Origin of the sequence: Sedimentitalea sp., from assembly GCF_039973035.1 — a bacterium.
Taxonomy (GTDB): Bacteria; Pseudomonadota; Alphaproteobacteria; order Rhodobacterales; family Rhodobacteraceae; genus Sedimentitalea.
Genome location: NZ_JBDWLR010000093.1, coordinates 76,551 through 97,334 on the forward strand (window position 1 = coordinate 76,551; position 20,784 = coordinate 97,334).

General features: G+C 55.1%; 22 protein-coding genes. 6 read left to right on the plus strand and 16 right to left on the minus strand.

Annotated elements, in window-relative coordinates; genetic code table 11:
- Nucleotides 1-33: 33 nt before the first annotated feature.
- The 8 genes from ABJO75_RS24895 to ABJO75_RS24930 form a co-directional block, all read right to left on the minus strand.
- The gene (locus ABJO75_RS24895; protein ID WP_348129220.1) at nt 34-699 is read right to left on the minus strand and encodes an isochorismatase family protein; all 666 of its coding nucleotides are present in this window, start codon (nt 697-699) and stop codon (nt 34-36) included.
- A 367-nt stretch (nt 700-1,066) separates the two neighbouring features.
- On the minus strand, nt 1,067-2,062 hold the full coding sequence (locus tag ABJO75_RS24900; RefSeq protein ID WP_348129223.1) for a LacI family DNA-binding transcriptional regulator: 996 nt from the start codon (nt 2,060-2,062) through the stop codon (nt 1,067-1,069).
- A gap of 33 nt (nt 2,063-2,095) precedes the next feature.
- Nucleotides 2,096-3,013, minus strand: a complete 918-nt coding sequence (locus ABJO75_RS24905) for a ribokinase (RefSeq protein WP_348129280.1) — start codon at nt 3,011-3,013, stop codon at nt 2,096-2,098.
- Between the two features lie 5 nt (nt 3,014-3,018).
- Nucleotides 3,019-3,429 carry a D-ribose pyranase gene (rbsD, locus tag ABJO75_RS24910; protein WP_348129226.1) on the minus strand — a complete coding sequence of 137 codons (411 nt, stop codon included), beginning with the start codon at nt 3,427-3,429 and terminating at the stop codon, nt 3,019-3,021.
- A complete protein-coding gene (locus ABJO75_RS24915; RefSeq protein ID WP_348129229.1) occupies nt 3,426-4,424 on the minus strand; it encodes an ABC transporter permease in 999 nt (332 codons plus the stop codon). Before ABJO75_RS24915 ends, rbsD begins: the two co-directional genes overlap by 4 nt.
- On the minus strand, nt 4,424-6,001 hold the full coding sequence (locus ABJO75_RS24920) for a sugar ABC transporter ATP-binding protein (RefSeq protein WP_348129233.1): 1,578 nt from the start codon (nt 5,999-6,001) through the stop codon (nt 4,424-4,426). The genes ABJO75_RS24915 and ABJO75_RS24920 overlap by 1 nt, the downstream gene beginning before the upstream one ends.
- A 69-nt stretch (nt 6,002-6,070) precedes the next feature.
- Nucleotides 6,071-6,988 (minus strand): sugar ABC transporter substrate-binding protein, encoded by a 918-nt coding sequence (locus tag ABJO75_RS24925; protein ID WP_348129235.1) that lies wholly within the window; start codon nt 6,986-6,988, stop codon nt 6,071-6,073.
- 299 nt (nt 6,989-7,287) lie between these two features.
- The gene (locus ABJO75_RS24930; protein ID WP_348129238.1) at nt 7,288-8,637 is read right to left on the minus strand and encodes an NAD(P)/FAD-dependent oxidoreductase; all 1,350 of its coding nucleotides are present in this window, start codon (nt 8,635-8,637) and stop codon (nt 7,288-7,290) included.
- A gap of 167 nt (nt 8,638-8,804) precedes the next feature.
- On the opposite strand from ABJO75_RS24930, the gene ABJO75_RS24935 reads away from it, so the two are divergent.
- A complete protein-coding gene (locus ABJO75_RS24935; RefSeq protein WP_348129241.1) occupies nt 8,805-10,106 on the plus strand; it encodes an ABC transporter substrate-binding protein in 1,302 nt (433 codons plus the stop codon).
- Between the two features lie 31 nt (nt 10,107-10,137).
- On the opposite strand, the gene ABJO75_RS24940 is transcribed toward ABJO75_RS24935, so the two are convergent.
- From ABJO75_RS24940 to ABJO75_RS24950, 3 genes are all read right to left on the minus strand, one after another.
- On the minus strand, nt 10,138-10,857 hold the full coding sequence (locus ABJO75_RS24940; protein WP_348129244.1) for an FCD domain-containing protein: 720 nt from the start codon (nt 10,855-10,857) through the stop codon (nt 10,138-10,140).
- 112 nt (nt 10,858-10,969) lie between these two features.
- Nucleotides 10,970-12,361, minus strand: a complete 1,392-nt coding sequence (locus ABJO75_RS24945; protein ID WP_348129247.1) for an ammonium transporter — start codon at nt 12,359-12,361, stop codon at nt 10,970-10,972.
- Nucleotides 12,362-12,690: 329 nt separating this feature from the next.
- Nucleotides 12,691-13,884 carry an AI-2E family transporter gene (locus tag ABJO75_RS24950; protein ID WP_348129249.1) on the minus strand — a complete coding sequence of 398 codons (1,194 nt, stop codon included), beginning with the start codon at nt 13,882-13,884 and terminating at the stop codon, nt 12,691-12,693.
- 168 nt (nt 13,885-14,052) lie between these two features.
- On the opposite strand from ABJO75_RS24950, the gene ABJO75_RS24955 reads away from it, so the two are divergent.
- Nucleotides 14,053-14,445: a hypothetical protein gene (locus tag ABJO75_RS24955; RefSeq protein ID WP_348129252.1), complete on the plus strand. Its 393-nt coding sequence runs from the start codon at nt 14,053-14,055 to the stop codon at nt 14,443-14,445.
- 36 nt (nt 14,446-14,481) lie between these two features.
- Here the strand turns inward: ABJO75_RS24955 and ABJO75_RS24960 are convergent, their stop codons facing one another.
- Together ABJO75_RS24960 and ABJO75_RS24965 are read right to left on the minus strand one after the other, a co-directional pair.
- Complete coding sequence (locus ABJO75_RS24960; RefSeq protein WP_348129255.1) at nt 14,482-14,856, minus strand: phage holin family protein; 375 nt, start codon at nt 14,854-14,856, stop codon at nt 14,482-14,484.
- Complete coding sequence (locus ABJO75_RS24965; protein ID WP_348129258.1) at nt 14,857-15,186, minus strand: hypothetical protein; 330 nt, start codon at nt 15,184-15,186, stop codon at nt 14,857-14,859.
- A 165-nt stretch (nt 15,187-15,351) separates the two neighbouring features.
- Here ABJO75_RS24965 and ABJO75_RS24970 point away from each other — a divergent pair, with 165 nt between their 5' ends.
- Complete coding sequence (locus tag ABJO75_RS24970) at nt 15,352-15,522, plus strand: DUF1328 domain-containing protein (protein WP_348129283.1); 171 nt, start codon at nt 15,352-15,354, stop codon at nt 15,520-15,522.
- Nucleotides 15,523-15,759: 237 nt separating this feature from the next.
- Here the strand turns inward: ABJO75_RS24970 and ABJO75_RS24975 are convergent, their stop codons facing one another.
- On the minus strand, nt 15,760-16,578 hold the full coding sequence (locus tag ABJO75_RS24975) for a response regulator (RefSeq protein WP_348129260.1): 819 nt from the start codon (nt 16,576-16,578) through the stop codon (nt 15,760-15,762).
- Nucleotides 16,579-16,694: 116 nt separating this feature from the next.
- On the opposite strand from ABJO75_RS24975, the gene ABJO75_RS24980 reads away from it, so the two are divergent.
- The 3 genes from ABJO75_RS24980 to ABJO75_RS24990 are packed head-to-tail and all read left to right on the plus strand — an operon-like array spanning nt 16,695 to nt 19,152.
- Nucleotides 16,695-16,868, plus strand: a complete 174-nt coding sequence (locus tag ABJO75_RS24980; RefSeq protein ID WP_348129263.1) for a NepR family anti-sigma factor — start codon at nt 16,695-16,697, stop codon at nt 16,866-16,868.
- Complete coding sequence (locus ABJO75_RS24985; RefSeq protein WP_348129265.1) at nt 16,865-17,419, plus strand: RNA polymerase sigma factor; 555 nt, start codon at nt 16,865-16,867, stop codon at nt 17,417-17,419. The genes ABJO75_RS24980 and ABJO75_RS24985 overlap by 4 nt, the downstream gene beginning before the upstream one ends.
- A complete protein-coding gene (locus ABJO75_RS24990; protein ID WP_348129268.1) occupies nt 17,416-19,152 on the plus strand; it encodes a sensor histidine kinase in 1,737 nt (578 codons plus the stop codon). Before ABJO75_RS24985 ends, ABJO75_RS24990 begins: the two co-directional genes overlap by 4 nt.
- Nucleotides 19,153-19,197: 45 nt before the next feature.
- On the opposite strand, the gene ABJO75_RS24995 is transcribed toward ABJO75_RS24990, so the two are convergent.
- Complete coding sequence (locus ABJO75_RS24995; protein WP_348129271.1) at nt 19,198-20,037, minus strand: SDR family NAD(P)-dependent oxidoreductase; 840 nt, start codon at nt 20,035-20,037, stop codon at nt 19,198-19,200.
- An 82-nt stretch (nt 20,038-20,119) separates the two neighbouring features.
- On the minus strand, nt 20,120-20,425 hold the full coding sequence (locus ABJO75_RS25000; protein ID WP_348432634.1) for a phasin family protein: 306 nt from the start codon (nt 20,423-20,425) through the stop codon (nt 20,120-20,122).
- Nucleotides 20,426-20,784: the final 359 nt, after the last annotated feature.

Consider the following 20,784-nt stretch of genomic DNA (forward strand, 5'->3'; position numbering starts at 1 on the left):
CTTTCTGTAGGTGCGTGGTGGGTGGGGCGGGATCTAAGAGGCGGCGGCCATCTTCAGCCCGTCGTCGCGGGTCTTGGCCCAGCGTTCGAGATAAGCGAGGGTGTAGTCAAGATCGACGACATCAACATAGCGCCGCCCAATGTCACGCAGATTGTCGTGGTGAGGCTGCTCCTCAATGTCGCCAACGCAGTCTTCGGGTACCAGCGTGCGGTACCGGTGACTGAAGGAATCAATGGATGTGGCCCGAATACATCCGCTGGTGTTGCAGCCAGTCACGATCACCGTATCAACGCGCTCTTTTGCAAAATAATCAGAAACGGGCGTGTTGAAGAATATAGACGGGCCCTTTTTGCAAACCACCAGATCATACTCAGGATCATGAATTCGCGGGTCTAACGCGGCGCTTGGATGGTCGTGACGAAACGTCTCGCGCACTGCTGTGATCTTCCAATAGGGCATCTCGCGTTCGTTCATGTAGGCTGTATTGCAGCTTGCCACCGGCACACCGTAGGCCCGCGCGACCTTCAACAACTTTTCGGTATTCGCCAATGCCCGCATGACCAAGGGGGCGCCACCTAGCGGATACTTCTCTTCGGTAAAACCCTTTTGAAAATCCACGACCACGACCCCCGGCTTGGCACCTGTGCCCACCGGGATCTCGCCATAGCTACGGTTTTGATAGTCGTCTTGAATAGTCATCCCGTCATTCCTCGCCAATAAGATGAGATTACGATAATCCCCAATAACAAACAGTCAAGACTGTTTGTATATACGCTATCATGATTCAAACTGATCAACCCAACGACATGCCCACGCCGATATTTCCTGAGAAACATTGGTTCTGTCGCAGAGCATTCGCCGAGAGGTATGCTCTAGGATACTGATGAAATGTTCCGTTCTAGGAAACGCGATCAAACAACACCAGTCGCACATCAAGAGCAGGCAATTCATATTGTAAGCCGGAGGGCGCGCTCGACGTGACAGGCAACGCAACTCAAATACGAAACTTTGCGGCACTACACTCAGCAATGCTCCAGAAGCCTGGCAATCCAAGACCAGTTGTCCGCTATCGTCGAATTGGGGCGGCCGCGGTCGAGCTTCGCACCACCAGCGAACCGGGCAGCAGCAGATCACTCATGTTTTCAGCCGAACCGAAAAGCGCTGCAATTGCGGTCTCGGCCAGCTTGGTGACAGGTTGGCGGAGTGTCGTAAGGCGGGGCACAACAAGTGATGCCAGTTCGATATCGTCAAAACCCGCAACAGAGAGGTCGTCAGGTACCGAAATGCCCAAGTCGCGCGCGACACGCAGGACACCGATGGCCAGTTGGTCGCTGGCTGTTGCAATCGCAGTAGGCCATGTGTCGGCGCGACCGGAAAAGATTTGCCGCGCGATGTCTTCGCCGGACTGGTAATCGAATTGACCTTGGTGGGTCTGCAACCGCAGTTTCTGGTCCTGTCGGGCAAGGTTTTTGATCCGACCTTGAAAGCCAGTGAGTCGTGCGCGTCCTGCCATCGTGTTCTGGGGGCCTGCGATATAGGCAATGTGCCGGTGCCCAAGTTCAAAAAGATGATCCGCGATTTGAGCCGCGCCATCGGCATGGTCAGTGGAGATCAGGGGGTAGTGATCCAGCCGACGGTCGATTGATAGAATTGGTATGTCGCTTCTATAGGTAGGAGCACCCTCATCCGACGCAGAACAGATCACGATGCCACGGGGGGAACGATCCAGAAGCGCCAATAATTGCCGTCTCTCGGTGTCCGGACAATCGTGGGAATTGGCCAGCATGACTGTGTGGCCCCGACTGGCCGCCTCGGTCTCAATGGCCTTGGCAAGTTGCGCAAAGAAGGGGTTGGTGATGTCTGGCACCACCAATCCGATCACGTCGACCCGGTTTGTGCGAAGCGCGCGTGCAGCAAGATTGGGGCGGTAGCCCAACTGGTCTATCGCGGTCATGACCCGGTCGCGCAAAACTTTCTTGACGGTTGGATCGCCGCTCAGAACCTTTGAAACCGTTCCGACAGACACACCAGCAGATTGTGCAACATCCCGGATCGTGGCCATTCTCTACTCCAATTGATACGCCGCTCAGCAGCCCTAGGGCGACGTCAGGCTCGTTTGGAACGCCGTCACTTGGTCCAATGTTGGCAAAGACGCCGACGCTCCGCGTCGAGTGGTTGCGAGCGCACCGGCTGTCACCGCAAAAGAGATCACATCAGCAACCGGCCCACCGCGCGCGAGTGCTACGGCAAGCGCGCCGTTGAAGCAATCACCTGCGGCAACAGTATCGATCGCATCCACAGACGGTGCAGGAATGCGGCCAACCTGCCCGTCTATACACCAGACTACGCCTTGGTCCCCCATCGTCACAACAGCGCCGCGTGCGCAAAGGCGGGCAAGAGAAACGGCAGCCGTTTCGGGCTCAGCGCTGGAATTCGAACCCTTTCCAAGCAGACCCTGCGCCTCCTGCAGGTTGGGCGTGATGATGTCAAAGGCCGCATAGGTATCGGTCCCCCAAGGGGGATCGGGCACCGGAGCAGGATCCATGATGACAACAGCGCCCGCCTGCCGCGCGGCCTCTGCGGCGGCAAGCGACGCGCGAAGCGGAATCTCGTTCTGAAGCAGGAGCACTTTGCAATCGCCAAACAAGCTCGCCTGGCTTTGCACTATTTGGCCCGTCAATTCGGCATTTGCTCCGGGCAAGAGCCGGATCATGTTGCGCCCATCGGGACCCACATCGATGCAGGCGATGCCCGTGGGCGTGTCTGGAAAGCACTCGGTCTGCAATGCGATGCCCGCATCAAGGAGTTCTTCAGCGGCCTGGGCACCAAAGGCGTCGTCACCAAGCGCGCCCAACATTGAAACCCGTGCACCAAGCCGTGCCGAAGCGATCGCCTGATTGGCGCCCTTCCCGCCCAGCGAAATGGCGCTGCTGACAGCGCTTATGGTCTCGCCCACTTCCGGCCAGCGATCCAGATACAATGTTACGTCCATATTGATGCTGCCAACGACCACGATGCTCAAAACGCAACTCCGCTAACGAGGATGAGATTGGCATAGGGCGTAACCTCGCCGGTACGGATAATCGCGCGGGCGGCCCCGGTTTCAACTTTGAAATCTTCGTGGCCAGTTGCGCGTCTGTCGATCTCGCGCCCTTGATCTTTGGCCCAAGTTGCAAGCGCCGTGTCAATGGAATTTGACAGGTCTGGCGACGCTTCGGTAGCGCGTGTCGCAGCCTCGATCATCAATTCGCCTTTGATCGCGTTCAGGACATCCAACAGAGTGGGGAGACCGGCGACAACGGCAAGATCAATGACCGGAACGCCGGGAGGCATGGGCAGTCCTGCATCGGCGAGAACGATCCGGTCCCCATGGCCAAGCGTCGCGATCAACGCGCTCAGGTGGCGATTTAACAACGGCGTACGCTTCATGATGCAGAGTACTTTGCGCGATAATAATCGAGGATAACTGCGATGATGATGACAACGCCGGTGATCATCTGGCGCATGAAATCACTCAGCCCCATCAGGATCAGGCCGTTGGCCAAGACCCCGATGATGAACGCCCCTAAGAGCGTTCCGATCACCGATCCGCGCCCTCCCGCGAGACTTGTCCCGCCGATGATGACGGCGGCGATCGCGTTCAGCTCAAAACCGATACCCGCGATCGGACTGGAAATATTGAGTCTCGCCATATAGATGATCGCCGCAATGCCTGCCGCAAGGCCGCTGATCGTAAACGCCGCAACCTTGTACCAAAACACTGGGTGCCCGGCGAGGCGGACCGCTTCTTCGTTGTTGCCGATGCCATAGAGCAGGCGGCCGAAAACTGTTCTGTTCAATACGAACCAAGCGATCAACGTGATGACCAGCGCGACCAAAAACACCACCGGGATCCCCCAGATCAGCGCCGAACCGAACTCCTCAAAGGCGAAGGGAAAGGAATAGATCGTCTTGGCTTCGGAAACCTGAAGCGCAGCGCCCCGCGCAATGTTCAGCATTCCCAAAGTAATGATGAACGATGGCAAGCCCCAATACGCGCTGATGACACCATTCATAAGGCCACAGATCAACCCGGTCGCCAGCCCGGCGACGCAGGCCAGCAGGATCAGTTCGGTATCGCCCATGCCCGGAATCGTGATGGCCTTGCCCGCGACGACGGCGGCGAATGCCATTACTGATCCCACCGACAGGTCGATACCTCCGATCAGGATCACAAAGGTCATTCCGACAGCCAAAATCAGGTTGATCGTGATCTGAGTCAGAATGTTGGTGATGTTGTTGGGCGTCAGAAAAAACTCTGTAGAGAGTGAGAAAAACGCAATCAGAGCCAGCAACGCCAGCCCGATACCGGCGTTGTTGACCAACGCGCGCAGCGTAAAGATGCGCGGATTGGCACCGGTTGGATCATCGGTTTGGATGGCCATCAGATTGATCCTTTGTGAGTAGTGTTGTCAGTTGGGGTCGCTTGCCCATAAGCCAGCCTTAGAATTTTCTCTTCTGAGAATTCACCCCGGTCGAGGGTGCCCGCTATGCGGTGGTTCGCCATCACCAGAATGCGATCAGACAAGGCGGTGAGTTCAGGCATTTCGGACGAAACGATCAAGAGAGCGGTTCCTTTTGCGGCAAGGTCGCGCAGGATGGCATAGATCTCGGCTTTGGCACCTACATCGACACCACGTGTGGGTTCATCGAGGATCAGAACGCGCGGCGACCGGGCCAGCCATTTGGCCAAGACCACCTTTTGTTGGTTCCCCCCCGACAGGCTGGACGCATTGTCGGTGACCGCACCGCATTTGAGGCGCAGCTTCCGGCCGCCCTCCTCCGCTTGCCTGCGTTCGCGCCCAAACTGCAACAGCCCGCGGGTCGACACCGCATCCATACTGGCGAGCGAGATGTTGGCAGCGATCGGCATGTCGAGGATAAGTCCCTCGTCCTTGCGATCTTCGGTGACGAAGGCGATGCCCGACGCTATGGCGTCTGCTGGACCCTTGAACCGTACCGGAACGCCGTCGCGTTCGAGCCCCCCGGATAAGACGGGGTCCGCTCCAAAAATTCCGCGCAACAGTTCGCTACGACCTGCGCCGACCAAACCGGCAATACCCAGAATTTCGCCATAGCGTAGGTCCAAACTCACCCCCACTTCATGCGGGTCGGCCTGCACACGCAGGGATTTCAGCGAAAGGGCAACCTCACCGAATTCGTGAGCGATGCTTGCGGTACCCATTTGCACCTCAAGCTCGCGCCCAACCATGTGATGGACGACCTTCTGCGGCGTTGTCTCGGGTATATTCTTGGTGACAATGGTCTGACCGCTGCGAAAGACCGTGACGCGGTCGCAAATCGCAAATACCTCGTCGAGGTGATGGGTGACAAACACCACCGTCACACCGCGATTCCGAATGCCATTGACGATTTCGAACAGACGACTGGTTTCGCGTTCGGTCAGTGTTGCGGTTGGTTCGTCAAGAATGAGGATCGCGCTTTCCGATTGCAGCGCGCGGGCAATCTCGATCAATTGCCGATGCGCGATTCCAAGCGCGCTGACAGGCGCGCGGACGTCGACATCGCGCAGCCCGATGGCATCCAAGGCCGCGCGGGCGCGGCAGTTCATTTCCGCCCGGTCCAACAGGCCAAGACGCGTGCGTGGCATCGCTTCGATCGAAATATTTTCGGCAACGCTCAGATGGTTGAGTAGGTTGAATTCTTGATGCACGACTTGAAGCCCGTGGGCCTTGGCATCGTGAGGATGGGCCGGTTGATATGACTCCCCGTTCAGCATGATTTGCCCGGCGTCAAAGGGGAAAACCCCCGACAAGATCTTGATCAGCGTCGATTTTCCCGCGCCGTTCTCACCGACGAGCGCATGGATTTCTCCGCGCCGCAAGGAAAAGCTGACCCCATCCAGGGCGCGCACGCCACCAAAGTGCTTCTTCAGCCCGGTGACATCGAGAATCTCGTCAACGCCCGTGGTTGGATCGGGAACAGTCTGGGTCATGCTCATAGACACGGCCGCCTGTGTTGTTGGTGGCGATCTGCGGCGCGCCTGCTTGGCAAGCGCGCCGCGCGATATTTACTTGGTCACAAGCTCAATGGGGGTTTTCACCCAGCCTTCCAGTTCCGGACCACCCGCAACAACTTCGAGCGCAAGATCGATTGCGTTTGCAGCCATCTGTTGGCCAAACTGATCGACCGAAGCCAACATGCGACCATCTTCGATCATTGGCAGCACAGCGGGAATGGCATCAAATCCGACAACGACAATGTCGTCGCGTCCCGCGTTCTCAAGCGCCTTAACAACGCCAATGGCCATGGAATCGTTGGCAGCCATCACGCCTTGTAGGTCAGGATTGGCTGTCAGCATAGTCGAAAAGACCTGATTTGCTTCCTCTGTCTCCCAATGTGCTGTGCGGCTGTCCAGAAGATCGAGATTGTACTCCGCGACAGTATCTTCAAAGCCCAACCGACGCTGGGTTGCGTTGTCTGCGCCGGGGTTGCCTTCGATGATCACGACCTTAGCGCCCTCGCCGAGTGCCTCGGCCAGAGCATCGCCAGCCATTTTTGCGCCACCGCGGTTATCCGGGCCAACGAATGCAAGTTCCAGACCCTGTTGTTCCTTGGCATCGGTATCCAGCGCCACATCAAAGTTCACAACGACGATCCCCGCCTCGATCGCCTTTTTGATCGGCCGCACCATCGCCTTGGAATCCGCCGGAGCAATCACGATGGCCTGGACACCCTGCGTGATAAAGTTTTCAACCGCGTTGATCTGGCTTTCAAAATCGGTCTCGTTCTGCATGCCGACGGCCCGCAATTCGTAATCGCCCCGCTCTTCTGCATGAGCTTCGGCACCGACCAGCATGTTCTGAAAGAATTCGTTGGCAAGCGACTTCATGACCAGACCGACGACAGGCTTGTCCTGCGCAGCCACGGGAGCGGCAAGCAAAGCAATAGCGGTCGCAGCCGTGGCTGCGATTTTGATGAATTTCATTGGATCCTCCCAAAGATATATAGCGAGTCGGCACCCTAAGAATGCCAATCTCGGTGACGGGAGCAGATCATAAGGGTCGCGGCTCTGTCAATATGAAACGTTTCATAAATGACGCGCAAAGGCGGCACCCACTCCAATCCTGAGGTTGGCAGACGGGATGCAATCCAGCCTTTGGTTGCGAGTTGGTGTTTGCAAAATGCCTGCAAGCGACTAAAAAATGACGCAAGAACGCCGTCTTTAGGCTTGGTCAGTCAGGGACCTCCGGGCGGGGTTGCCCCGCCCGGAAATACGAATTGAAATCAATTGCGTAGATACGCTTCCATGCTATCGTCCAGCGCATCTTTCCACGGGGTATGGTGCACCGGAGCAAGCGTTCCTGTGATGACAGATTTGTAGCTATTGTTGCGGAACGACATGATGTCTTCGGATTTGTGCTTTTTCCATTCGTAGAACGCCTCGCAGGCGCCATCGATGTCAAAGCTTGGATAATCGGTCTCTGCAACAAGTTCCTGCACGTAGTCGGCCTGATACCGGATGGCATATTTCACGTCGTCACTGGCCTCTTCGCGGTCTTCACGTTCCTTCACATCCGCCAGCATTTCTTCTTTGGAAATGTTGGAGATGTCGATCTTGCCCATAATGGCATCGCGGACCCACCACGCCTGCGCGTCAAACATATTGAATGTGAACCATTGGTCTTGCATGCCGAGATAGAATATCGCTGGATTGTGCACAAAAACGACACCCTTATAGAGATCCGATGCCGCCAGTCGGTTGGCGGTCTTCAGGCGCAGATCGTCGGGCAGGAAGTTGAAGAAATGCTTGTATCCGGTGCACAGGATGATTGCGTCGACATCGCGGGTCGTGCCATCCGAGAAATAAACGGTGCTGCCATCCACCTTCTCCATCGCGGACTTTTCTTCCCAGTTGTCGGGCCATTTAAAGCCCATGGGCGCCGAGCGATAGCATGACGTGACGGTCTTGGCGCCGTACTTCCAGCATTGCGATCCAATGTCTTCAGCGGAATAGGACGAGCCGACCACCAGAATGTCCTTGCCTGAGAACTCACGCGCGTCGCGAAAGTCATGGGCGTGTACGAGGCGGCCATTGAATGATTCAAATCCGGGGTAATAGGGTACATTTGGAGTTGAGAAGTGGCCCGACGCACCGATCACATGGTCAAACTCTTCGGAATAGGTGTGGTCCTTGGTGTGATCATGAACCGTCACGGTAAATTTCCGTGTCGCGTCATCAAAGGTCACCCAACGCACGGCGGTATTGAAACGGATCCAATCGCGGACGTTCGCCTTTTTCACGCGGCCTTCGATATAGTCGAAAAGAACGGCGCGAGGTGGGTAGGAGGCGATCTGCTTTCCGAAATGCTCCTCAAAGGAATAATCCGCAAATTCAAGACCTTCCTTGGGCCCATTCGACCAAAGATACCGGTACATCGAGCAATGGACCGGCTCTCCGTTCTCATCCAGACCAGTGCGCCATGTATAGTTCCACAGACCTCCCCAGTTATCCTGCTTTTCAAAGCAAACGATGTCAGGGATTACTTCTCCTTTTTCTGCCGCGGATTGGAACGCACGAAGTTGTGCCAAACCGGACGGGCCTGCACCGATGATTGCGACGCGTTTCTGGGTCATACATGTCTCCCTGGAGAGCTAAAGCTTCAATTGGTTCTTTTTGGTTGAACCAAATGTCGCCTCTGTTCAGGGCACATGTCAAGATTTTTTCACGTCAGGGAACAATGTTCCCTGACAATAAAGAGCATTTTGTTTTGACTCGATAGGTTTGGGTGGTAGCAATTGGTATGCTCAACACCAGCTTCGCACATCGTATCGCACTGTCTTCATTGTTTCCCAACGACCAGGTTGGGATGACAGAGCCTGTGAGCATAGGCTTTCTCGCCCCCCTGACCGGCCCTGTCAGTTCGTGGGGGCTTCCGGGGCTGAACGGGGTCCAATTATGGGCTGAGTGGCTCAACCGGGCGGGTGGTATTCTGATCGGTGGCAGGCGGTATCCGTTGCGGATTGTGCCCTTTGATTGCGGATACGATCCTGAACGCGCGGTCGAAGGTGCTCGCCACCTTGTTCTGAGCGAACAGGTCAAATTGCTGATGATGCTGGGGGGCGACACCTTTACTCCCATCCGCAGCTTTCTAAATGAACAGCGGGTTCTGACATCAACACTTTTGCCCAGCGACCTGTCCCCTGACACGCGGTATTTGATCGCGCCGTCAGAGGTGCATCCCGTCTACAACGTGACCGGGGTGCAATGGCTGGCCCGGAACGAACCGCACCTGAAACGTGTAGCCATGTGCAGCCAGAAAGATGCGCTCGGCCTGCCGTCTACCGCCACCTATCGTGCGGCGTTTGAGGCCGCAGAGCGCGAGGTCATTAAAGATATCCAGTATTCCCCAGAACAAACGGACGTCGCGACCATTGTGGGTCCTATGCTCCAAGCGGCCCCAGACATCCTGTGCTGGTGCACCAGCTATACGCCAATGGTCCATGAGATGACAGAATATGCCTATGCACAGGGTTTCAAAGGGCGAATCCTATCCTGCACATTGGACAACTACCAAAGGATCGTTGCGCGCACGTCACAGGATTTTATGGACGGAACTGTCTTTCAGTTTCCGGATTTCGACGATCCCAAGCTGGCGCGCAAAGCATTTTTCTTCAACAGACCCAGCACGTTTTTCAAAGAATACAACGCCCGCTATCCCGGTACTTGGAGCGCCGTGAGCTGGGAATACGTGTCCATTCTCGAAATCTGGCATGCGGCGGTTGAAAAGATTGCCTCGGTGAATCCTGTCTCCGTTTTGACAGCGATGAAACAGATGGAACCCGTGACCCATGCCTTTGGGCCAGCCAATTGGTGGGGCGAGCATCTCTTTGGAATCGACAATGCGCTGATCGGGGATTGGCCTGTGGTGCGGCTGCAGGACGGGAAAGCGCGGATTGCCGATTTCCTTTCAATTCCCGCTTGGCTTGAACAACACGAAAACCGCCTCCGCGATCATATGGGCAAGGTGGGGCAGCTCTGGCAACAGAGGATCGAAGCGGGCGCGCAGCAACCGGGGCTGGCTGCGCGGGAATTCGTGGATTGAACGCGATATTATAGGCTTAGCAAGTATTTGGTCAGCCGTTGTGCAGGAACAGTTTCTGCTCTTCCACCAGATGCAACTTGGTGATTTCAACCGCCGCCTCGACATCACGTGTGGCGATGGCGTTGAACAGCGAGTTGAACCGCGTCTGATAGGTTTGAATGCGCCCCGGTGTCAGGTGCTTGCGCATCAGCGCGGTTCGAAAGCTCTGGCGGCACACATCGATCGTCAACTCATAGCACGCTTCAAGCAACGGATTGCGGGTGGCCCGGGCGATGGAGCGATAGAATTCTTCCTCACATCGGATGAATTCGTTCAGATCGGTGCGCACGGCTTCAATCTGGGCAACCACCTTTGCCAATCCGTCGAGGTCTTTTGGCGTCATGTTCATCACTGCCATGCGTATCATCTCGGGCTCGATGATTGACCGCACGATCAAATGATCCAGGGGGCTGGTGCGTTCACCGACTGAGCCGGGAACGGGCGCCTCGGTGCGGTGCGATTGATAGGTGACAAAGCTGCCGCTGCCCTGCCTGCGACGGATCATTTCGCGGCTTTCCAACACGTCCAGCGCTTCGCGTACGGTGTTGCGTGACACGCCCAGTTCGGCCGCCAGCGCACGTTCGCTGGGCAAGCGGGAGTCGGGCGGGTACTCGCCGGATTGGATCGTGACGAAAATCTTGTCCGCCACGATACGGACTGTTTCACCGATCTTCTGATCGGTCGCCAGGTCGGCTTTGCGGATAGAGCTCATCTGATTTCTGTCGCGACTTCTGGTTGGGCACTGGATGCAATGATAAGCAATAGGTCATCCAACCCGAAAGCAAAAGGCCCCGGCGCGAACCGGGGCCTCAGCAGTTCGTGCTCTACGCGGCGTCCCTCGCAATGGGGCGCGGCACGTCGTCGGCATGGGTGACAACGTCTGGCTCCAGCCCCCAATAGACCTTGTCCAGCCCGTCAATCTGATCATCTTCATCCACGGTCAGCCCAATGGTCGCCTTGAAGATCATCGACAGGATCAATGCCGTAACGATGCCAGTGCCCAGACAAAGAGCCACGCCGGCCAACTGCATGACCAGCGAGATTTCACCATGCTGGAAGGCATAGGCCCCTTCTTCGATGCCCAGATACCCACCACGCGGCGTACCGGCCTTGAAAATCCCGACCGCGATCATGCCAAATGTTCCTGCACCGATAAAAAGCGGGAAGAGCTTGTGCTCGTCAATGCCGCGCTTCAGCGTGAATTCATACACGAAGTAAGCAGCAAACGGCGCAGCGAGACCGACAATCAAGGCTTGCCAGGGCAGGTAAACGTCAAAGCCCGACGCACCGGCGACATAGCCAGCAAGCGGACCAAGCAGGGTGTAGGCATAGTTGCGTGTCTTGTACGCGATCAGCATGCCAGTGATTGCACCGCCAGCCCATACAAGCGCATAGTTGTTCAAGGCGATACCGACGCTGGTTTCCGCCATGGTCACACTGACGGCCAAGGCTTGTGGATCAAAGAAGAACAGGCAGGACAGTATAACCATCGGAAGACCTGCAAAAACCATGAGCAAGCCGGGGGCAGCCAGACCGATCGACGGGGCGAGATAGGCCGACACGCGTGCATGCGGCTCCATCATGCCCGGCCGCGCTTTCAGCATTGGGGTAAAGACCAGCGCCATGCCAGCGGGGAACATGTAAACGAAACCTACGCCAAAGAAGTCGTGAAAGCCTGCATTGGTCAGCGGGCCGACAGAGCCCCAGACGGCGAAGCTCAGCATCGAAGAAACCACCGTGGCGACCACGCAGGTCACGTAATAGGCGGCGGGCTTCATCCGTTCGGACACCGAGAAATGAAGCAGGATGTTGATGATCCCTGCAAACACCGCCAAGAAGAAAATGAATATCTGAAAGGTGTTAAGCCCCGGAAAAATCGCTGGATCCACCTGATGCGCCAGACCGTTGGTCATACCGCCGCCAAGCCACCAGTCTTTCAGGGAGTCCATGATCGTGGCGTCGACCATGACATAGTATTGTGCGGCCCAGAAACCGAAGCCGATGAAATAGTAGGTGGCAAAGCCAAGGAAAAACCCAAGGGTCTTTTCAATGGTGGAGTTGAACAGGCTCTTGCGACGCGCGGTTCCCGCGTCAATCAGCAAAAGCCCTACGACGACCAGAATCGCGCCCACAGTTCCCGATGCATATAGAATGTTCTGCACCAACGAATTGAGCGTCACCTGTTCGGCATATATTGTGCTCACGTCGAGTGTCATTTCCTCTTCCCTCTTGGATCTTAGTTATATGCCGGCTGTTCGGCTCCGGCGTGCCGAGCCGACATCGAAAGCCCGGAAGGAAGACCAATGTCAGCATGAACCAACCAATTAAACCACTTTGGCGGTCAAATCGTGGTTCTGGTATGATGACAAGAAATTGGTACTTTTCAAACATATTATTTAACTTGTGGGAATATTTTTTTATTGCCGATCATCGGATCGGCCGATCACTGCTTTAAGAAACCTTGTGATCGCACACCTTGCTTTGCCTCTTGTGGCCAAGGTGACAACGCCCACAGCACCTGAAATGGTCAAATAGCTGGCAGGTCTCAATCTCTTGGTCCCGCTTTCGCGTGTTGGGGATCGTCTTTGAACAGGTTCAGCATCGTCACAATAATCAAAAGGACCGGGATGGCGATGATCCCCCCGACCGGGCCCCAAAACCAAAGCCAGAACAGAAGTGAAACGAATACCAGCAGTGGATTGATGGATGTGTGTTTGCCGACAAAGCTGGGCGTCACGACCTGCGATTCGACTATGTTCAGGCCTAGAAAGATCGCCGGTGGCACAACTACCATCACGCCGTTGAAAGCGACGAGGCCGGCAAGAAGCAAGCCAATTGCGATGAACATTGGCCCTAGATAAAGCACAAAATTGAATAGCGCCGCCGCAACACCCCAGACGATCGGCGCGGGCAATCCCACGATCCACAACAGCAGAGCCAAGGTCGCGCCTAGACCGACGTTAATGATGGAAATCGTCAATACATACCGAGAGACCATCTGTTCCGAGTTCGTAATGCGGTCGGCAACAGAGCGATAGTCGTCGCCTCCAAGTTGGTGAGAAAACCAGTCGTAGATGTTCTTTCGGGTGAGCAAGAAAAAGAACAGTGTCCCGACAAAAATCAGGAGATGAGTTACAAGCACGGGCGCAAGGAAGAGTGCATCTGTGACAGTCGGCATAGACGTTGTGGCAGCTTCGTCATCCCCGGCACTTGCCCCTGTCCCGGTTCCCAGAACCTCTTCAACTTCTTGGTTAACCTGATTTAACCCACTGATGATTTCGCGAAATTCATCAATGAGGCTGCGAATTTCCCATTTGAGTTTTGGCAATTCATCGACGATGCGCCAGATGACGGGTTCCGCAAGTACCGCAAGTACAGCCACGGCCAGAATCCCCAGGACGAGAACCGATACCGCGGCCAACGCTACGGGCAGCCCCAATCGCTGAAGGAAATCTGTGAAAGGCCCTAGGATGACGCCTGTAACCAACGCAAGAACAAGAGGCGCAAAAAAGTCCTGCCCCACCTTGAGCGCGGCAAAGGTCGCGATGGTTGCGATTGCCAAGATAGCGATACGCTCGGCTGGATCCTTGGAAGATTGGCGATCAGACATGAACGTGGTGCCTTTTTTATATAGTTTACCGGTACGCGCGTGAGAATGATACGTGCTGTGTGAACCTTCCCTCCTCAATGCTGTACCTGCTTTGGCCGTAAACCCGCCAACCTTGGCGGGTTGCGTCACATGACATCACGAGCACTTACATTGTCGAAGAGGCGCTTTTCACGCGGCGGAAACGGCTTTCATATTATTAGCTAAACAATCTCTGTTCGTATGTCATAGATTAATGCACAGAGCTGCATTTTGTTCCAAGAGAGACCGAAGAGCAAAGGTAGAATAATGGATTTTGACTTGAGTACAGCACCTCGGTCTGCGGCGGCACAAACCGAGCGCCCCGTTTTTGTGTTGGTGGAATCCAACCCGATCATCGCAAAGGATATGGTCGGTATCCTCGAGCTGTCCTGCGAGTGTCGCGTCGTGCACGTCTCCGATGCTGATGCCCTGTTGGACGCTGCACCGCAAATGCCCAAAATAACTGCGGCCTTTCTGGAGATTGGCGTCACCGAGTTTCTGGGCAGTGAGGTCGAAAACCTGCTAAACCACCATGGCGCCGAGATCATTTTGACTAAGGGAGAGAGCCTTCAGTCGGAGGCACAGGAACGTGGCTGGCACATGTTGATCCGTCCGTTCACGGAGCAGATGCTAAGGGATCTACTGAATGAAATGCGTATCTCTCTGCAGTAGGGAGATGCGCATTTCATTCGTTCTTCGTTCTGCGTTTTATCTTTGTCTGGCGGAACGACCGGCTTTCATTCCCATCGCAAACCCTTCGGCCAGTTGCATGAAGGGCTCTCGTTGCTCGTTCGCCGGGGCTGCGCCGCTTCGCCCGGAACTGAATTCCGGTTCTGATGCGGACGATGTAGCGCTGGCAGAGGTTCCGAAGGCAAGAAAAAGAAACCCAACCGCGCAGTAGAGTGCTCCGATAACCGTTGCTGCGAACAGCGCGGTTTGAAGACTCACCAACAGCAGCCACAGCGCAACCGTTAGAAAACCGGTTCCGACCAGCGCAAAGACAGCGCCGAGAGTCGAGAGAGCAGCGGCGCGGGCTGTGGCCCGCGCACTGTCTTTCACGTCGGATGCGATTTGCTGAAACATCTATTTGCGACCGCTCAGGAAGCCGAGAAGAAAGCCCACGCCCACGGCTATACCCACGGCCGATGCGGGTTGTTGGCGAACAGCTTCCACGGATTGATGCGCGATGTCCTCGGCCCGATGCTGCGCTTCCTTGACATATTTTTCGCCAGTCGATCGCAAGAGCGCAACGTTGTCTGACGCAGTGTCGGCAATCGCCTCCTTGCGGCTTGACCCCATGTCGACCAGGGTCTTGGAAATCATAGAGATGTCCGCTTTCAGTGCATTGATCTGCTCGGAGAGCTGTTCAGCTTCACTGTTGCTCACTTTGGTGGCTGCCTTGGACTGTGTCATCGAAAGATCCTTTCCTTATGGGTCTGGCTGATCAACGCAGCCCCCCTGTGAAAAGTTCCGGATATTATTCAAATTTTGCTGCAGCGTTCTGTCGTTTCAGATTTTTCGGAACCTCTGCGCTTGCTGCACGTTGATCTCTCGTCAACAAAAGAAAGGAAATCAAAAATGCTTGGTTGGGCACTTACATTCTTGGTCGTCGCGCTCATCGCTGCAGTGTTCGGGTTTAGCGGAATCGCGTCTGCGTCTGCAGGTATCGCACAAATCCTCTTCTTCATCTTCGTCGCGCTGTTTGTCATCGCTATGATTGTTCGCGCACTTAAAGGTCGTGCGCCTTGATGTGTAGGCGGGCTTCGCCGCTAAATAGGCGCAGCCCGCAACGGCCGTGACGGCGATTTAAAGACGTACGAGAACACATACAGAGCGTGCTCCAGCAGCGGTAGAGCTCGCAACAGGACACGCGGATATCACGCGCTAACGAAATAGATGTTGCGCGCAGAAGCAGAAGCGGCGGGAAAGCAGCGGATTTGTACCACAACGGCGCTGCCTACCCGGTACCCTTAATCCGTCGTCTTCTCAGCTTTCTATCTGTTCGGAACTTGAGAAGAACATCGCCTGACTTACCGCTGATTGCACCTGATCCTCGGTATAAGGCTTGGTGATGAGAAACGCGGGTTCGGGGCGCTCGCCAGTCAACAGACGTTCTGGGAATGCCGTGATAAAGACAACGGGACGTTCCCCCATCTGCGCAAAAATATCATTCACAGCATCAATCCCAGACGACTTATCTGCCAATTGGATGTCGGCAAGGATCATGTCAGGTGGTTGTTGATTGGCCAGTTTGACCGCGCCATCACGAGTCCGAGCCACACCGGTGACCTCATGCCCCATCAGTTCCACGATAGCTGAGATATCCATGGCGATAATCGCCTCATCTTCGATGACCATGACCCGTCCCTGGATGCTTTGGTGCATTTCGCGGCGGGCGATCTCAAGAAGTTCAGACACCTCGTTTTCGTCAACATCGACGATCTGGGCGATTTCGAACGTGGAAAACCGCTCTATACTGCGCAGCAATAAGGCTTCACGTGTGTTCTGCGTCAGTTCCGACAAGTGCTTTTGTGCACGCGCCTCGCGTTCGCTCAGATTTTCTTCTGCAATGATTTTTGAGCCTGAGGATTTCCAGATTGAACTGAATGTCTTGAATAGCAGCAGTTTGATCGGTGTGTCAGGATCGACCCAACTTGCGTCTTGCAAGAGCGCTTCGAGGGTCGCGGCCGCGTATTTGTCCCCGCTGTCCTGGTTGCCGGTCAGAGCCCGCGCGTATCGCCGCAAAAATGGCAGCTCTGCACCAATCGCCGAAGCCAGACTGCCCTGTTGCTCGAGTTCACTCATGTCGCCCTCTCAAAAAAAATTCCGAAACTCGGGAACCAAACGCCTCACAGGCGCGTTGGGTTCCAAGAAAAGTTAGTGTTAAGTTAGAATTCTAATCGGACAGAGCCACGGACGCGATGAAAAAGAAACGCAAGAACCCAGCAGTGGACCACCAAATCGATGAAAACCTCCGCCGGGTGTATTCGGAAGCGGCCGAAGAGCCCGTTCCCGACCGGTTCACTCAGTTGCTTGAGCAGTTGCGGCAGCAGGAGCAGTCAAAGCAGTCGAGCGGAAACGGAGGGTCCTCGTGACCCATTCAAAGAATCCAAAAGACGAACTGGTTGACCACTTACCGGCAATGCGTGCCTTTGCGCTCAGCCTTGCGCGCAATTCGGCGACTGCGGATGACCTGGTGCAAGACACAGTTGTCAAGGCATGGAGCAATCTTGACAAATTCCAGGAAGGCACCAACCTCCGAGCGTGGCTCTTCACCATCTTGCGCAACACCTACTACTCGATGCATCGCAAGCAAAAGCGTGAGGTGGGAGATCCCGAAGGCGTGATGACAGAAGCCATGTCAGAAAAACCCCACCATGATGGACGTCTGGCCCTCAATGATTTCCGGGACGCATTTGCGCAATTGCCTGCTGAACAGCGAGAGGCATTGGTTTTGGTCGGTGCCGAGGGTTTTTCCTACGAAGATGCCGCCGAAATGTGCGGATGCGCCGTCGGTACAATCAAAAGCCGTACCAATCGTGCCCGCAAACGCCTAGCCGAACTGATGCATCTTGATGACGAGGATGATCTGGAGTTGACGGATGCAGCGACAATGGCTGTTGTGACGAGACAGCCCGCCGCATGAATGACAAGCGGCTCCCCGAGAGCAAACTCGCTAGCTCTCGTTTGGCTCTTCAGCTTCTTGTCATTCTTACCGTGGCCATTCTGCCGCTTGGGCTGATCTCGATCTATCAGACGTCGAAGGTTCTTGAGGAATCTCGGGCCCTATCTGAAATCGCGCTGCTTGATCGTACCCGACGTGCAGCGTCGGAAGAACGAGAACTGATTCAATCTGCGTTTGGTGCGGTTGAGGCGATCAGCGCGGCATCCGGCATCTTTCAGGGCCGTTTGGGTCTTTGCGATGACATCCTCAGACAACTCATCGAGGTCGACCAGCGCTATATCTTTGCAGGCTTTGTTGATCTGGAAGGAAACATGACCTGCGCGTCTACGGGCGAACGATCTGACATCAGCCAGACAGAGTTTTTTCAGAATCTCGGCATTGCGCTAGAAAAACGCGTCGATACTCAACCCCTCGCGGCACTGGATGGCCGCATCGCTCTCAATATCAGTATTCCGGTCGCGGAAAGGTCAGAGCAAATTGGGTTCGTCTGGATTTCGATACCACTAAAAATTGCAAACGAGTTGCTGCTGGAAGGTGATGAAGCAGCCGATCTGCTTGTTTTCAATGGTTCGGGCGACATACTGGCAACCGAAACTTTTACCGATGACAGGCGGAAAATTCTGCCGCAGGAACGAACCTTGCAGGAATTGGCTCAAGACAAGCGCCAAACCTTCAGAGCACTGGATCACGCAGGCAATATACGCGATTTCGCCGTGGTCCCGATCGTCGATAATACGGTCTTTGTTCTTGGCAGTTGGGAACCCGGCGAAAAGATAAACCTGACCGGTCGCGGTGAATCATACGCCCTGTATTTTCCGCTGTTGATGTGGATCACGGCGATGGCGGTTGCATATGTCGGAATTCATCGCCTGGTCATTCGCCATGTTCGTAAACTGGGGCGTTGGATGAAACTCTATGCAGGCGGACATACCGATTTTGCAGATGCACAGCTCAACCATGCCCCCGCGGAAATCGAAGTTGTCGCACAAGCCTTTCGGTCCATGACAACCCGTCTGGCGGAACAAGATAGGTTACTGAAAGACGAGTTGGACGAAAAAACCACGCTTCTTCGCGAGGTCCACCACCGCGTCAAAAACAATCTTCAATTGATTTCCAGCATCATGAACATTCAGATCCGCAACACTCGGAGTGACGAAGCCAAGCACCTTTTGCGCCGGGTTCAGGATCGTGTCATGGCACTTTCGGCCATTCACCGCTATCTTTACCTGTCGCGGAAACTCTCGATGGTGCGCGCAGACCAGCTGCTGGATGACATTATCAAACAATTGGTCATCGTGGGAAGTGTTGACGACGCCAACAGCAAGATTGAAATTGCCACAAAGCTCGCACCGATAGAGATATCGCCAGATCAATCGGTTCCCTTGACGCTATTGGCGACCGAGGCTGCGACCAATGCCGTCAAGTATTGCGGTGCACCGCAGGGGCAGAAGCCATGGATCAACATCGTTCTCAATGATTTGGGGGATGCGTATGTTGGGTTGACCATTGTGAACTCTTTTGATCCTGACGCCGATCAGGAAGAGGATGAAAACAAGGGGACCGGATTGGGTTCTCAATTGATTGAATCTTTCGTCTCGCAACTCGGAGGCACGCTGGAAACCAAACGGCTCGATACGCGTTTTGAGCTGCATGTGACATTCGAACTTTTGCAGGACGATGACTACACGCCGTAGGCGCGGCGTGGTTTTCACATGTGGTATGGAAACACACCCGCCGGTTCAGTGGCCACCTGAGCCTCCCCCTTTAAAGTGGTCCGCCCTTATAGTTAGGAAAAACGATAAAAATACGCGGTGACCGTCAGAGCCGAAGGCCACCATCAACTTCCAGAATGCGCCCATTGAAATAATCGTCTTCCAGAATGAAACGTGCCGCGCGCGCGATCTCATCAGGGCGCCAAAGCGGCGGGCCGGGATCGTGGCGGTGATCCGATCCTGAATATCTGATGGAATGGCCGAAACCATGCGCGTTTCACAGAAGCCTGGCGCAATGCCAGCCGCACGGATTCCATAGCGTGCAAGTTCTTTCGCCCACGTTACCGTCATCGCGGCAACACCTGCTTTTGCAGCGGTATAGTTGCTTTGGCCGATATTCCCGGCCCGCGAAATACTTGAGATGTTGATGATCGCGCCACCATGACCGCCCTCGATCATCTGAACAGCGGCTTCACGTCCACACAAGAACACCGCAACCATATCCACATCGATGACTTTCCGGAAATCTGGGAGCGCCATTTTCTTGGAAACCTTGCCGTTCTTTCCTTTCACCAACAGGCCATCGTTCGTAATGCCTGCGTTGTTGATCAGACCATCAACGCTGCGAAAGTCTGACTTAACAGAGGCGAACAACGTCTCGACGGCGCTTTCGTTCGTCACGTCGACCGCGTACCCCTCTGCCCGAACGCCTGCGCTGGAACAGGCGCGTACAGTCTCATCGAGCTTGCTTTTGTCCAGATCGACCAACGCCAGATTGGCGCCTTGCTGTGCGATCTCTCTTGCCATTTCCGCGCCGAGCCCCTGAGCTGCGCCGGTGATCACGATTGTCTTTTCTTTCAAGTCCATCTCAAAACTCGTTCTGATGCGTTTTGTTTTTCAGCGCCCTGCCGCGGCAAAAAAACGGACGCGGCGGAGTGCGACTACTGGACTATGTCTTTTTCGCCGCCGTCTTTTCGACGTCCGCTTGGGAGATGTTTGCGAGTTTGATCATTGCCTGTTCACCCAGTTCCGTCATTTCTGCGAACTCGAGGCGATAGTCTTGGGCCGCCTCATTATAGAACTCGGACTGAACCGCGCTCACATCTTCAGGTTTGGTGCACTTGCTGAGTTGTTCCATCAAAGCCGCGTCTTTTTTGAACCGCTCGCCCAGGAAATTCATCCAGTGCTGGTTCATCGCCAGCCAGCCCGCCGCGGGATTTTCACTGGCGGTTGCGCTGTCAGCAAACTTGGACATGAAGCTCTGAATCATTGCCGCTGGATCAAGGACGGGACCCGCGGAAGTCTCTTTTGTGCTCTTGCTGGTTTGAGGTTGTTTGGTCACGACGCTCTCCTATGGGTCAGGTAACGGATGACCTAGAACTTCGCATGTTAGGGGAGACCACGATTGATGTGCATCAATTCAGGAACAAAGTGCGCAGAATGGTGTTGCCAGCAATCAACGCAACACTTTGGATTAGGGTCTGGACCCATTGATTTCAGGCGAGCATCATGATTCACCGCCGGAAAACTGAGCGGTGATATGTCTGATCTTTTCTGGTTGAGCGACGCGCAGATGGCGCGTTTGAAGCCCTATTTTCCGAAGTCGCACGGCAA